Origin of the sequence: Shewanella putrefaciens (assembly GCF_016406325.1) — a bacterium.
Classification (GTDB): domain Bacteria; phylum Pseudomonadota; class Gammaproteobacteria; order Enterobacterales; family Shewanellaceae; genus Shewanella; species Shewanella putrefaciens.
Genome location: NZ_CP066370.1, coordinates 2572472 through 2586469, shown reverse-complemented (window position 1 = coordinate 2586469; position 13998 = coordinate 2572472). Strand labels below are relative to the sequence as shown.

Annotated in this window: 15 protein-coding genes; 7 read left to right on the top strand and 8 right to left on the bottom strand. The window is 43.1% G+C overall.

Going from position 1 to position 13998, the window contains the following annotated elements; genetic code table 11:
* Positions 1-283: 283 nt before the first annotated feature.
* Both prs and JEZ96_RS11595 read left to right on the top strand, forming a co-directional pair.
* Positions 284-1171 (top strand): ribose-phosphate diphosphokinase, encoded by an 888-nt coding sequence (prs, locus tag JEZ96_RS11600; protein WP_061783173.1) that lies wholly within the window; start codon positions 284-286, stop codon positions 1169-1171.
* A gap of 10 nt (positions 1172-1181) precedes the next feature.
* Positions 1182-2654, top strand: coding sequence for a nicotinate phosphoribosyltransferase (locus JEZ96_RS11595; RefSeq protein ID WP_128090309.1), 1473 nt, complete (start codon positions 1182-1184; stop codon positions 2652-2654).
* Between the two features lie 157 nt (positions 2655-2811).
* Here JEZ96_RS11595 and JEZ96_RS11590 read toward each other — a convergent pair whose 3' ends face one another.
* The 5 genes from JEZ96_RS11590 to JEZ96_RS11570 all read right to left on the bottom strand — a co-directional run bounded on the left by JEZ96_RS11590 (position 2812) and on the right by JEZ96_RS11570 (position 6218).
* Positions 2812-3072, bottom strand: coding sequence for a hypothetical protein (locus JEZ96_RS11590; RefSeq protein WP_011789018.1), 261 nt, complete (start codon positions 3070-3072; stop codon positions 2812-2814).
* A 300-nt stretch (positions 3073-3372) separates the two neighbouring features.
* Positions 3373-3546 (bottom strand): hypothetical protein, encoded by a 174-nt coding sequence (locus JEZ96_RS11585; RefSeq protein ID WP_006082106.1) that lies wholly within the window; start codon positions 3544-3546, stop codon positions 3373-3375.
* 623 nt (positions 3547-4169) lie between these two features.
* Positions 4170-4877 carry a ChrR family anti-sigma-E factor gene (locus JEZ96_RS11580; RefSeq protein WP_025007727.1) on the bottom strand — a complete coding sequence of 236 codons (708 nt, stop codon included), beginning with the start codon at positions 4875-4877 and terminating at the stop codon, positions 4170-4172.
* On the bottom strand, positions 4870-5532 hold the full coding sequence (locus JEZ96_RS11575) for a sigma-70 family RNA polymerase sigma factor (protein WP_014610759.1): 663 nt from the start codon (positions 5530-5532) through the stop codon (positions 4870-4872). Before JEZ96_RS11575 ends, JEZ96_RS11580 begins: the two co-directional genes overlap by 8 nt.
* A 134-nt stretch (positions 5533-5666) precedes the next feature.
* Positions 5667-6218 (bottom strand): LON peptidase substrate-binding domain-containing protein, encoded by a 552-nt coding sequence (locus tag JEZ96_RS11570; RefSeq protein WP_011789022.1) that lies wholly within the window; start codon positions 6216-6218, stop codon positions 5667-5669.
* Positions 6219-6314: 96 nt separating this feature from the next.
* Between JEZ96_RS11570 and JEZ96_RS11565 the strand changes: the two genes are divergently transcribed.
* Together JEZ96_RS11565 and JEZ96_RS11560 are read left to right on the top strand one after the other, a co-directional pair.
* Positions 6315-6932, top strand: coding sequence for a class I SAM-dependent methyltransferase (locus JEZ96_RS11565; RefSeq protein WP_025007728.1), 618 nt, complete (start codon positions 6315-6317; stop codon positions 6930-6932).
* Between the two features lie 263 nt (positions 6933-7195).
* Positions 7196-8140 (top strand): chemotaxis protein CheV, encoded by a 945-nt coding sequence (locus JEZ96_RS11560; RefSeq protein WP_025007729.1) that lies wholly within the window; start codon positions 7196-7198, stop codon positions 8138-8140.
* Positions 8141-8234: 94 nt separating this feature from the next.
* On the opposite strand, the gene JEZ96_RS11555 is transcribed toward JEZ96_RS11560, so the two are convergent.
* Positions 8235-8873, bottom strand: a complete 639-nt coding sequence (locus JEZ96_RS11555; RefSeq protein ID WP_025007730.1) for a hypothetical protein — start codon at positions 8871-8873, stop codon at positions 8235-8237.
* 51 nt (positions 8874-8924) lie between these two features.
* A complete protein-coding gene (locus tag JEZ96_RS11550; RefSeq protein WP_011789026.1) occupies positions 8925-9284 on the bottom strand; it encodes a DUF2750 domain-containing protein in 360 nt (119 codons plus the stop codon).
* 233 nt (positions 9285-9517) lie between these two features.
* On the opposite strand from JEZ96_RS11550, the gene JEZ96_RS11545 reads away from it, so the two are divergent.
* Together JEZ96_RS11545 and JEZ96_RS11540 are read left to right on the top strand one after the other, a co-directional pair.
* Positions 9518-10810, top strand: a complete 1293-nt coding sequence (locus JEZ96_RS11545; protein WP_061783188.1) for a lytic murein transglycosylase — start codon at positions 9518-9520, stop codon at positions 10808-10810.
* Positions 10811-10916: 106 nt separating this feature from the next.
* Complete coding sequence (locus JEZ96_RS11540) at positions 10917-11408, top strand: FKBP-type peptidyl-prolyl cis-trans isomerase (protein ID WP_011789028.1); 492 nt, start codon at positions 10917-10919, stop codon at positions 11406-11408.
* Positions 11409-11527: 119 nt separating this feature from the next.
* On the opposite strand, the gene JEZ96_RS11535 is transcribed toward JEZ96_RS11540, so the two are convergent.
* Positions 11528-13486, bottom strand: coding sequence for a M1 family metallopeptidase (locus tag JEZ96_RS11535; protein WP_025007731.1), 1959 nt, complete (start codon positions 13484-13486; stop codon positions 11528-11530).
* Between the two features lie 251 nt (positions 13487-13737).
* On the opposite strand from JEZ96_RS11535, the gene JEZ96_RS11530 reads away from it, so the two are divergent.
* Complete coding sequence (locus JEZ96_RS11530) at positions 13738-13965, top strand: DUF3389 family protein (RefSeq protein WP_011789030.1); 228 nt, start codon at positions 13738-13740, stop codon at positions 13963-13965.
* The last annotated feature ends 33 nt before the right edge of the window (positions 13966-13998 follow it).

Sequence of the window (13998 nt, the reverse complement as noted above, 5' to 3'; positions counted from 1 at the left end):
CATGGTGACTTTGAATCAGTAAAGGCTGTTTAATTACTGATTTTGCCTTAATGTCTCCGGTTCTTGTATTACTCGATACCCATATTGTAGCTTCTTAGTTATCGCGCCCACCAATAGTGTCTAAAGGACACTATATGCCATTTAAGCATAACATTTCAGGTTGCTCCGTCTGAAATAGTCTAAAAATCAACTTTACACAATAATGTCTTTAAGACACTATTATTCATGTAGACAACAAGGGCGCCGTCAATTTCGGCAATCTTGCCACAGACAGGAGGTTACTATGTCTCAACGTATTCAAACGTCTCAAGATGCTTCTCACGCTCAACGTTCGCAAGCCGATTTTTATCGGTTACCCGCAGCTAGCGATGAGGCTCACTACCGTTTATTTCAATTTGGTGCGGGGGAAAACCATGTTCAAATACTTGTTCCTCCTGCTAAACGAGTAACGATCTTTTTCAGTTATCGGGGCGATCATTCCATCATGCAGCTCTTGTTGTTAACTGATGCACTGCGTCGCAGCGGTGCAGAGCAAATCGATCTGTTACTGCCTTATATGCCTGGCGCTCGCCAAGATAGGGTGTGTAATGCCGGTGAGGCCTTGTCGGTAAAAGTCTATGCTAGCCTGATTAATCAGCAGCAATATGCTTCTGTCAGCGTTTTTGACCCTCACAGCGATGTCACCGCCGCATTGTTAGACCGAGTGCAGGTAATAGATAACCACAGTTTTGTCGCCGCGATTGCAGCCCAATTATCGGGTGAGCTAGTGTTAGTCTCGCCCGATGCAGGGGCGAATAAAAAAGTATTCGGCTTAGCTAAAGCGTTACAGGGAATGCCTGTGATCAGGGCCGATAAACATCGTGATGTGGTCAATGGCCATATTATCGCTACCGAAGTGTTCTGTGATGACTTGTCGGGTAAAACCTGCTTAATCGTCGATGACATTTGTGCTGGGGGCAGAACCTTTATCGAACTTGCCATCAAGTTAAAGCAAAAGGGGGCCCAAAGCGTCATTTTGATCGTGTCACATTATGAAGATAAGGCCAGCGAGTTGGCACTGCGCGAGGCGGGCATAGACAGATTATTTTGTACCGATAGTTTAGGTGTCCCTGCACATATTTCGAGCAAGTTCTGCCATTGCCATGCTGTTTTGAGTTATATGAATCATTAAGGAAAATATTATGTACTTGAATCCCGTTACCGTCATTGATGGCTATAAAGTCGACCACCGTCGTCAATATCCCGATAATACTCAAGTGATTTTTAGTAACTTAACCGCCCGTAAATCCCGTCGTGGTTATACTGACCAAATGGTGTTTTTTGGCTTGCAATATTTTATCAAGCATTTCTTGATCGACAGTTGGAACCGTGATTTCTTTCAACAACCTAAAGAGCAGGTCATTCGCCAATTCTCCCGCCGTATCAATAACTATCTCGGGCCGAATAATGTCGGCACTCAGCATATTGAGGAGTTGCATGATTTAGGCTATTTACCAATTAAAATCATGGCATTACCTGAAGGCTCAGTGTATCCATTAAAAGTGCCTTGCTTGATTTTGTACAATACCGATGAGCGGTTCTTTTGGTTGACTAATTATCTCGAAACCATCCTTTCCGCTAATGTGTGGGGTATGTGTACCAGCGCCACTACCGCGCTGCAATACCGCAAAATATTTGAGACTTATGCGTTAGAAACCGATGGTGACATCGCTTTTGTTGATTGGCAGGGTCACGATTTTAGTTTCCGTGGCATGTATGGTGCAGAGGCTGCTGTTATGAGCGGCGCCGCCCATTTACTCAGTTTTACAGGCACAGATACCATTCCTGCGATTGATTTTCTTGAACAATATTATCTTGCAGACAGTGATAAGGAACTCGTTGGTGGCAGTGTGGCCGCAACGGAGCACAGTGTGATGTGTGCGGGTGGTATGGAGAATGAATTAGAGACGTTCCGCCGCTTGATCGAAGATATTTATCCTAGCGGCATTGTCAGTATCGTTTCTGATTCTTGGGATTTTTGGCAGGTGATGACAGAGTTCACCTTAGCGTTAAAAGACCGCATTCTTGCCCGCGATGGCAAAGTGGTGTTTAGGCCTGATACCGGTTGTCCTGTGAAGATCATTTGTGGCGATCCACAAGCACCAGTGGGAAGCCCTGAGTATAAAGGCGCTATCGAGTGTTTGTGGGATGTCTTTGGGGGCAGCACAACTGCCAAAGGTTACAAATTACTCGATAGCCATGTAGGACTGATTTATGGCGATTCAATTACGATTGAACGTGCTGAAGCCATTTGTGCCGGTTTGAAGGCCAAAGGTTTTGCATCAACCAATATTGTGTTTGGAATTGGCAGTTTTACCTATCAACACGTGACCCGAGATACTGACGGTTACGCGGTGAAAGCAACCTTTGCGAAAGTGGATGGCAAAGACAGAGAAATATTTAAAGATCCTAAAACCGATGATGGCACTAAAAAATCCGCTAAGGGTTTAGTGGCGGTATTTAAAGATGAGCAGGGTCAATTTTATCTTAAAGATCAAGCCAGCTGGCAAGATGTTAACAATTGCGAGTTTGTTCCTGTATTTGCCGATGGTGAACTATTAACGGAATATTCTTTGGCAGATATTCGCGCAAGGTTGGCAGAGTCTAGAAGTTGAGCCTATCGATTTTTGATTTTTAACGGCTATCGACAATAGCGAAGATAAAACTGGCAATGTGATTTCTATTAGGGTCATATTGTCAGTTAAGTTTTACATTTATTTTAAGTCGTGTAAGTAAAACTCCCCATTAATAGTAAAATGCAAATAGAAGTGATTAAGACAGCAACTGGTTTCGTTTAAGAATTTTATAGGTACGACGGCCAATGTTTTCGAGGTTTTTTAAATCTTTTAGGCTAGGCGTCACCTCACTAAATTGCCAATAACTGATTTCGGCATCCAACATTTCCAGCATTTTCTTCGAACAACCTAAACATTGTCCCTGGCACAGTTGTGCTTCTTCTAAATTGAGTGGGATAGTCTCTTTGATCTGGTTTATCAAGGTTTGCATGGCAATTTGAGTATTGGGTTTTGGCATAGATGATGTGCTGAACAGTATTCATGTGTATGAATATTAGCGGATGCTGCAATGGAAAGAGGTGATCTAACGCTGGATTTGACTCATTTGGTTCGGCAGGTATCTGTGTGAGAGAGATACAGCCTGAACCAAATGCGTTCGTCATAATGACGTAAAAAGGATAGCGTGTTCGTGACATTCGGCTATCAGTTTACTTAAAGTGCTCGGTACTGCGAAGATAATGGAAACCGATTAAATACACTTGAGTAAACGGGTACTGCGGTATTAATTTTTAACTTATCAGTTTTACTGACTTTTGACTTATTTATTCGCGGACAATAACCATTTCATAAAGCTGATGGCTTCTGTGCGTTTAGAAAAAGTCTGTCTGTTTTTACCTTGACGATCAGTAAAAGCAATTGAGGTTTTATTTACTGAGATTGAATCTACAGGGAAGTTCACTGTAATTTCATGTCCATTAATTTTGTATGACATATGCCACACTCCTTCTGTTTTAATTCACCCTTGGGTGAGAGAGTTTTAACAATAAAATATCCTTAGCATTAAGTGCAAAAGATGGTTCTAGTGAGTATCGAGGTTACCCCATCTCTGATTCATTAATCAAGAGATGTTTTATCGATAATTAATACACGTCATCGATTATGTCAATGGATTAACTCAATTAAACCAGTTAAACATAGCTTGATGACAAGACTATGACAGCATAAGGTTTAATAAGTTCAATACACCTAATCATGTATATGTAACTATCAATTAATTAAGTTTATGGGGTTTTGCTTGTAGTAGGCTTTCTTTGTGAGGATCAAGATTTGATTAAATATTTATCAAACTGGATTAAAAAGAACAACAAGGTGAATCTCAAAACGAGGCGAAGTGTATCAGGAAAAACGACTTACGCAAGTTATTTATCATTTAATTTTAATACCCTTGCTTTTTTGTTGAATTTACGTTGCTTTTTGGTGTGGTTGTTGCGCCCATTATTTGCAACTGTTTTACGATAACCTCCATCAAAATAGAGCATTTTAATGGAGGTTTCACTAACTTAACTTAAGCGTTATATGTTGTGGTTAAGTTGACGCTTGAATTTTTGATATGATTCAATAAATGAGTTCGCCAATGGGGTTTAATAACTTGCTCAATCCTTTAGTGAAGTGCAGAGGCGCATCTAGCACTGTGTAACATAAGCACCCCTCGAGTGTTTTAGGTGCATGTTTAGTATGCTGGTCCAGCATAATAAAGTCACCAGGAACATAGTGGCCATTAATATCACTAAATTCTCCGGCAAGTAGGAGGGTGAGTTCATAGCCTTTGTGTGTATGCTGTGGAATTTCCCCTAATGCATCAATATGTAATAGGCTTGCGCGTCTATTCATCTCATCTAAATCGAAACGCATGCGGCTAACTTTGCCTAACTGTTGCCAAGGATGATCAAGATGTTGGCGAAATACTGATGGAACGGGGTATTGCTGATTTTTTACCGAGACGAAAAGAGGTTCATAACTTGGAGTCGTCGTTGACTCTGGTTGACAAAGTATTTGCGTTAACATGGTTTGCAACTCTTCAGGAACATCGTATTCCATGAATGCAATACTGTGAGCACTGATGTCGGCTTTATCTGCTGTTGTATCGGCTATCTCCTCTTGATTGAAGGCGAGGGACGCTGCCTCTTTTGTGTATTGAGCAACGGCTGTTTTACAGGTATCACACAGCGCACAATGGGCTGAAACGGCAATAGCCATTGATAAAGATAACTCGCCCTTTGCATGGGCAAGCAATAGTTGTTGATTTGGGTGATGCTTAATCATTTGGTGTCTCCAAAAAGCTTTTCAGCTTTTCTAGCCCCAATCTTAGGCGAGATTTTATTGTTCCTATCGGGACTTCTAGGGCGTCAGCCAATTCTTGCTGAGTGAGTTCCTGCATATAAATACCTTGTACAACCTGACGTTGTGCAAGGGGAAGATTATCTAAATGTTTGAGTAGGTTGGCTGTTAATTTATGATCAATTTGAGTTTCTTGACTCGTGGCTGTATCGCATAAAGGCCAAATATCATCACCGTAGGCATCTTCCTTATTATGTTGGACTCGTCTTAACATATCGAAGCACTGATTACGCATGATGGTAAATACCCAAGTGGCAACTGAACCTTTGTCAGCATTATAGAGATGAGCTTTGGTCCAGACACTCGTCATGGTTTCTTGAACCAGATCCATGGCAAGTCCTTGTTGATTGAGTCTTTGTAGACCGAACGCTCGGATTTTGGGCATAAAATAAGTAAATAAATATCCAAAAGCGGCTCTATCTCTATGATTTGCCACTTTGAGCATTAATGTGGACAACAATTCTATTTGTGGTTCACTTGCGCAGGGAGCTTTAGTGTCGATATCCATAGCCGATTCAGTGAAGGACGATATATGCTTATGATACCGATTTTGGCGGCTTTGTGATTGAATATTTTCCATTATTTTGCTCTTAACTTAATCATTAAATCCTGTGTTTAGAACACTATGAGCGTGATTCTCCGCCAATAAAGCGCATTGAATTCGTTTGCTTGCTAAGTCAATACGGTATGGGCAAAAAAAAGATCACTGAAAAATTATTTTATAACAGCCCGCAATAAATCCCTTGCCGTAGTGTGGTCTAGCGCGTTTATACAGGAATATTTTTCTGAGGCTGGAACAGGAAGGATCTCCAGCCAGCGTTGGCAAACCCAGGCAATATCATCGAATTGTTTAGGGTGATAGTGTTGTAAATGTTGAGGATATTCCTTGAGGATGTTTTTCAACATTTGACTAAGGTAGCGTTCATCTGTCGCGATGGCGGCCGTGGGCCAGTTATCGAGTAGACTAACTTCACCCCGTTTTAACCCATCATTTTCAATTTCGAAGCTCGTCAGTTTAAAGCGTTGTATTCCCTGAATACTAATACCTAACATTCCATCGGCTAATGTTTCAAAGTCAATGATATGAGCTAAAGTGCCAATTGATTGAATGGTTTTATTGTCTTCTTCTATCATGCATAGGCCAAAACCTTGCGCGGATTTAAGAGATTCGGCAACTAAGCGTTTATATCGAGGTTCAAATATCCGTAGCTGAGTGTATCCCTCAGGTAATAGGCAGATAGGTAATGGGAAAAGAGGTAATTTCATAGTGGCCTCAGATGAACTTAAGTCTCTTTTATTACGTACCATAGCGAGAGTTTGATCAGTTAATCAAATAATAGATCACTTAATGTTGAGGATGATATGAAGTTAAATCAATTTGAGAAAAGGTTAGTGCAGCATCCATTGCGTTTTTGGCTGCAAAATCAAGTGGAAGCTCCTTTACTGACCTCTATGATGCCAAAACCTTTGGCTTGTTTTGAGCAGGCTTTAGAAATAGGCTGTGGCTTTGGTAATGGTATTCATTTGATCCGCGAACACTTTGGTGCTGGCCATGTTACCGCAGTGGATATTGATCCCGAAATGGTGGCAGCGGCTCAGAAACGCTGGCAGGATTCTTCCCATGGTCTAAACAATTTGCACTTTTCTGTTGCGGATGCAACGCAACTTCCCTTTGCTGAGGATCGGTTTGATATCGTATTTAATTTTGCTGTATTTCATCACATTCCGGCTTGGCAGACGGCTATTGCAGAGGTGGCAAGAGTGCTCAAACTCGGTGGTTTTTTTGTGATTGAGGATTTATACCGATCAGCAATTTGTAATCCAATTAGTCGCCGCTTGTTTGAACACCCACAGCAGAACCGCTTTGATCACAGAGAACTTTTAGCGGTGTTACACCAAGAAGGATTTCACCTTGTTTGCGATAGAAATATGTTCAATCTTGCAGGAATGGTGTTAGCACAAAAAATATCACAGCGATAAATGGTGCGGTGAGTATTGGTATTGCCACTATTTTAATGGGTATAGATTGATTTGCTGTTGAAAATGCGGCGCTGGATAACACTTTACAGCCCCTGATCGTCTAATGACGCTCTAGGTTTAGAGAGCCGTTTTGCGAGAGTGGTTGTAATTTTTAGATAAAATCGACTTTTAGCATAGTTCTCACGGTGAGTTTGCCGCTATAATTTAGCCAAGTTCGTCGCATGCGATGAAAGTATTTTCCTCCACATTAGAGAAGCAGCATTATGGCAAACGTATTGGCAACCGTAGATCAACGTACCAAACTCGTTGGTGAAAATCGGCTTGAATTACTGCTTTTTCGTATAAATTCCACGCAGCTATTTGCCATTAATGTGTTCAAAGTGAAAGAGGTGGTAAAACTTCCGCCCCTTAATGCCATGCCAGGCAGCCATCCGCATATATTTGGTGTTGCAAACATTCGCGGTATATCCATTCCTGTCATTGATTTACGTTCTGCTATTGGTTTTAAGCCTGTTGCTCCAGGTGATGATGCTAATATGATCATCACTGAATATAACCGCAGTGTTCAAGGTTTCTTAGTGGGCAAGGTAGAACATATCATCAACATGACATGGAGCGACATTATGCCGCCGCCTAAAATGGCTGGACGGAATAATTATCTGACGGCAATTACCCGCATTGAGCACCAAGGCCAGTCGCAATTAGTGTCGATTATTGACGTAGAGAAAGTGCTGGCGGAGATCATTCACTACGATATTAGGCTTTCTGAGGGTGTACTTGACGAAACCTTAGTCCATGAAATGCCTGGGCGTAAGATTTTGATTGTAGATGATTCTTCAACGGCAAGACGCCAGGTTCGCGAGACGTTAGGTCAACTCGGTATTGAAATCATTGAGGCTTCCGATGGTTTGCAAGCATTACAGTTATTGCAAAAATGGCGTGATGAAGGGAAGCAGATCTCAAAAGAATTATTGATGATGATTACCGATGCCGAAATGCCTGAAATGGACGGTTATAAACTCACCCATGAAATCCGCAGCGATAAAGCAATGGCGGATTTATTTATTACGCTAAATACTTCGCTTAGTGGTAGTTTTAACCATGCTATGGTTGAAAAGGTTGGATGCGATCGTTTTATTTCAAAATTCCAACCCGATCTGTTAGTGGAAGTGGTTCAGGAAAGATTAAGACAAATTATTGCGCAATAAATGTTTCGTTCCTTTGTTGACGTTTGTTTAGTGGATTAATTTACCATTAAGTTAGCAAGAGAGTGCTCCGGTCTTGTCGCCTTGAACCATCGCGTTATATCAACTCGGCTTCAAGATCGGTTAACACTTGACGTTTCATTTCCTTAGCGGAAGCAATGTGAATACGTGCGAGCCTGAGGGCATAATTGAAGCGAGCTCGACCGACTAAACGCACGAGGTCGGCAAAAAAGGTCGGATCTAAAGTAAATTGAGTGCTGTAATAGTGGATAGCAGCATGCACTGATGTATAAGTAACACCATCAAATTCAAAGCCCGCACTATAACCTTGATCATCAATTTCTATTTCTTCGAGCCGTAGTGGCCAGCCTGGAGCATTGATCCTATCTCGAGCGATTTGGTACATCATCCAAGCACTTTTCTTAAATCCTTCAAATACGTTGCAGGAAAACTCCGACTCGGCGAGTTCAGCTTCCGTCCAGTTGATCCCGATCGCCAAATGCTTGGCATAAATTCGCATCAATGCATCTTTAACTGCCATACGGCAGTCCCAAATCGAGGTTAACGGATGTTGCTTAGCTAGCTTGGCACACTCACTACAGGCAGGAACGGCCAATGATGGGTGAGGGGTATGAGTTTGGCTGTGATACTCAAAATGTTGATTACAAGGTTCGCCACAAAACCAGCAGGTATGACGTTTATCGAAGGGAATATCTATGATGGGGATAGCAGACATCAAGGTTTGATTACCTCATTCCTTGATGTCGTTAATAGATGATTGACGTGCTTAACACTCTTCAACATCAACTAAGTCTTTTGCTAATACAATAGGGTCGAGTTCCAAACATTCTTCATTTGTTTGCCAATCAACACCGATCAACACGCCATCGTCATTTAGATCTGACACCCAATACTCAAGGAATTCTTCAAGGGAAATGGCGACAGCTTGGTAATCATGCCATTCGTCACTGCAATGGGATTTTGCGGCAGCTTCGCTTGACCATAATGGCATCACATCAGTGTCTTCAAATTCAGATGAGTCGCAAACAACCCAACCTTCACCTGTTTCATCCATTAGACCCCAAAGCGTCTGATGTTCTTTTACATTTTCGATAAAGCCAGCCAAAGCCGCATTGATTTCTGTCATGATAGGTCTCTTTGAAGTATGCCGTTAACCTGCCCATTATACGGTAACATCGACAGAGGCCAAGGGATTCTTTGTTAAGATTTTTCTTGTGTTGGATAACTGAGCAATAAGACTCGACATAAGCGTATTTATGTCAATAAGGATTGTGTTAGCCGCCACTATGGGTCAGGATTATTAACTCAGTTGAGTACAACACAGTGATTGTTGTGAAATCAAATATTGGAGTTGTCGATTTGATTAAAATGAAAGGGTTGACCTATCTTGCGGCTAGCTTTGCAGCCTGCGTTAGTGTGAGTGCTTGCTCGAGTGCGCCAACGTCCAGTGTTAGCAGTAATAATGCCATTGCAGATCCTAATGCGGCACTTGCCACTGTGGATATCAATGCCACAGTGCAATTAAATGCCGATGCCTTTGCTAGTTGCCTCACAACGCTACAGGCACGAGCGCGAAGTGAGGGGTTATCAGAGGAAACCATTAATAATACCGTTGCGCATTTACAATTTGTGCCGCGCGTGATTGAGCTCGACCAACAGCAACCTGAATTTAGTCAAACTTTTGCGAATTATTTTACTAAGAGAGCTACCGATTGGCGTGTCAATGAAGGGCGACGTTTATTACAAAAGCATCGAGCATTGCTGGATAAGTTGTCGCTGCAGTATGGGGTACCACCACAATATATTCTGTCTTTTTGGGGACTTGAGACCAACTATGGCTCTTACAAAGGAAAAATGGCCGTATTGGACTCGCTGGCAACCTTGGCTTGTGAGCCACGTCGTAGCAGTTATTTCACCACCGAATTGATGCAAGCACTGAAGTTAAAAGAAAAATATCAGTTTGATAAAAACACTATGGTGGGCTCTTGGGCGGGGGCAATGGGGCATACACAGTTTATGCCTTCAGCCTATGCTAAGTATGCTATTGATGGCGACGGTGACGGTAAAGTGGATTTGTGGAATAGCACGGCAGATGCATTAACCTCTGCGGCTAATTTTTTACAAAATTTAGGTTGGCAGCGTAATGAGCGTTGGGGGCGTGAAGTTTTACTACCAAAGAATTTTAGTTACAGCCATTTAGGTGCAAAACAGACATTGCCTTTAGCTGAATGGGCTGCGCAGTCTGTAACCCTGACTAATGGACAACCTTTGCCACAAGCGGATATTCAGGCTGCATTATATTTACCTGCGGGTCATACGGGTCCTGCATTCCTAGGGTATGAAAACTTTAATGTGATCATGCGTTGGAACCGTTCAGAGTTCTATGCCATTACCGTAGGACATCTAGCGGATCGTATTAATGGTGGCGAGCCTCTAAAAGTTGCTCCGCCTGAACAGCCTCGTCTCAGTCGTGAGCAAGTTAAACAACTGCAAGAAAAATTGAATGAGGCGGGGTTTGAGGTTGGTAAACCCGATGGTGTGCTAGGGCGTAATTCAATGGCTGGGATCCAAGCTTTTCAGCGCAGTAAAAAAATGATTGCTGATGGTTTCCCAAGTCCTGAGGTGTTCGCCGCTTTAGGGCTAACGCTTTAATGTTAAGCAGATGTGCGGTGCAGACGGGATAAAAATGTGGAGTGAAAAGGTCAGTTTTGTTAAGCTCGCCCCACATTTGAAATCGAAGTAAATCAAAGGATATTCGATGAGCATTATTAAAGACGACATGGTTGTGCAGTTTAACTACACTCTGCGCGATGAGAAAGGTGATGTGATTGAGACCAACGAAGGCCGTGAAGCCATTGCCTATTTACATGGCCATGACAATATGATGCCAGGTGTTGAAAATGCCATTAATGGCAAAGCTGTTGGTGACAAGTTTACCGTGACTTTACCTGCGTCGGAAACCTACGGTGAGCGCGTTGAAGGAGACGCTGCGCAACAACGAGTGTCTGTGAAACACCTATTAGGCGCCAGCGTGTGGAAGCCAGGTATGACGGCTGTGGTACACACTGACCACGGTCAACGTCAAGTCACTATCGTTAAAGTAGGTAAATTTATGGCGACTGTGGATGTGAACCATCCCTTAGCGGGCCGTGATTTAACCTTCGATATCGAAATTGTCGGTGCTCGCGATGCCTCTGATGAAGAAATCGCCCATGGTCATGCCCATGGTGCTGGTGGTCATCACCACTAATTTTTAGGATTTAAAACTTGGTTTTGCTCCTCGATTGAAGATGAGTAAAACGGGGATGAAATCTTGAAGTTAAAAGCCCAAACCTGTTGGTTTGGGCTTTTTTGTCTTTTTCTATCTCGCTAGTGGTTATGTTCATGCGCTATGGGTTTGTCTGCAAACAGCAGGTCAAGGCTTGCTTGCGTTTGGGGGTGATATCCCGAACGAGCATTAAGGTAGACATGCTTGGCCCAATCATAGTGCTCGGTACTCGCCAGCGTTTGATATAAAGGCAGGATAAGTCGGCGTCGACCAATTTCGTTTACATACTGCTTTAGCGCGGGTAATACAGTGTAATAGCGGTTATCTAATGCGAGTGAATACCATGCGAAAGCGATTTCACTGTTGCTAGTGCCTGTAAAATGGAAGGCATTATCTAGCTCGGCAAGTTTAGCTTGGTGTAAATTAATTCTTGGCATTTCGCTAATAAACCGCAACCACTGGTGGACGGTCCATGTCTTCGTTTTAAGGGCTTTGGCGCTAACCTTTCCTTCAAGCCAAGTTTGTCTTTGAAGATCGACATCATCAAAGGCGTGGGAATTGGGGGGCACGAGGAATGAGGGTAATCCCTGGCCCTCAATCCAAGTATCGACTTCAGCTTCACTGACAATATTAGGGTGTTTGTTTAATAGATTTAAAGATAAATACTCGCGGAACTGCTCAGTGGTAATACTCTGAAACGCGAAATGACTGAAATAATCTTTCACAAACGCATCGAAGCGTTGACGGCCATATTTTTGCTCCAAAAAGATTAAGAATAACTGGCCTTTCACATAGGGGACGCCGCTAAAGGCATCGTCTGGATCCCGTTCACCCAGTGTGATATGCAGCACTGAGTCCTCAGGTGGTAATGCTTCAAGCTCTGCTAACAGTTCAGAGTATCCAATCGTTTGTTCCATCAGGGCTCGGTTACGACCATAGAGATCTTCCATAATGCGGTTTTCAACATAGGTGGTAAAACCTTCATTAAGCCAGAGATCGCGCCAGGTTGCGTTGGTGACTAAATTGCCTGACCAAGAATGGGCGAGTTCGTGTGCAATGAGACTGACTAAGCTTTTATCTTCGGCAATGACCGTTGGCGTAATAAATGATAAACGGGGGTTTTCCATGCCACCGAAGGGGAAGCTAGGCGGTAAGATAAGCAGATCATAACGTCCCCAACGGTAATCGCCATAACGCTTGGATGCTGTTTTTATCATTTCTGGTGTGTCGGAAAATTCTTTGCTGGCTTTGTCGAGCATAACTGGCTCGGCCCAAATACCCGAGATGTTATCTAAGGGAGAAAATTTTAAATCCCCAGCAGCAATAGCAATCAAATAAGCGGGAATGGCCTGCGGCATAGTGAACTGGGTTTGGGTGCTTGATAACACCTTACGTTCGGCCCCCATGACCACAGTAATGGCTTTATCTGCGGTTATTATCGCACTATAGGTTTGGCGAACGGCTGGCGTATCTTGCAGTGGGATCCAACTGCGGGCGTGAATCGCCTGACTCTGACTGAACATAAAAGGCAACTGCTTACCTTGGGTTTGCTCAGGGGTTAACCATTGAATACCGGACGGATTATTCGAGGTGTGATAGCTGATTTTAACCTTTTGGGTATCTTCATCTGCAAGTTTGATGGTCAGTGCCGCGCCTTTTACCGTGTCAGCGTTGGCTAGGGTGAAGGGCACGCTTTGCCATTTCCCTGCTGTATTTAAAGCCGTTACGCTGTTAATCGTTAGATCTCGAGTATCTAAGATGAGTTCTTTCCCCGCCTTATGCCAAGCCAAATCGAGGATGACTTCGCCGGATAAGTGGTTTTGCTTAAAATCGATGGCAAGGGCAAGCGCCACATGACTCACGCTGACTTCAGTGTAATTGGCATAGGTCAGTGTATCTTGGTTCTGCTGCGTCTGTGTTTGTGCAAAAGTGGCAGCAGGCTCGGAGGCGAAGGTGTTAGAAGCGCTATTGGCATCAGTGCTATTGGCATAGGTGCTGGGAAGAAATTGCAGCGCAAACAGTAGGGCGCTGCAAAGGACGGTTGGGCGAAGTGAAAGCATTATTTAACAGCCTAATGATGAAGTATTTTAGCTCGAGTTTTGGGCGATAAGTGCAACAATTTGCTTGGTGTTCTATCGGCCCATTCAATATCGGGCAAAAGTTTACCTGATAATCCACTGGATTTGTGATCTCACTGTTAGCTCAAATGTAATCAAACTTTAATGGCTCGTATGCTGACAAGGAAATGCCATCGGTAAAAGACCACAAGTTTGCTATGATGACGGTGTTTTCACATAGGGCGGTTATCATAATGGTGATAGATTTTTCGCAGGGTAAGCTCATCGTCACTGAGTTCGAAGTGCAAGTGCGGCTCAATGTTGCCAGTATCGTACTGCAAGCGAGTGCGGAGGATATAGGTTTGCGACGTCAGCCACCTATGTTGATCGCCGATGGTGGCGGTGTGCGTTGGAGCTTAGTATTGGACTCAAATACCCAGTTACGTGCGATTCAAGATGTGCTGGGAATGGATGCGGAATAAAGTACGCCTGCGTCGCGTGTTTAACTTATAGAT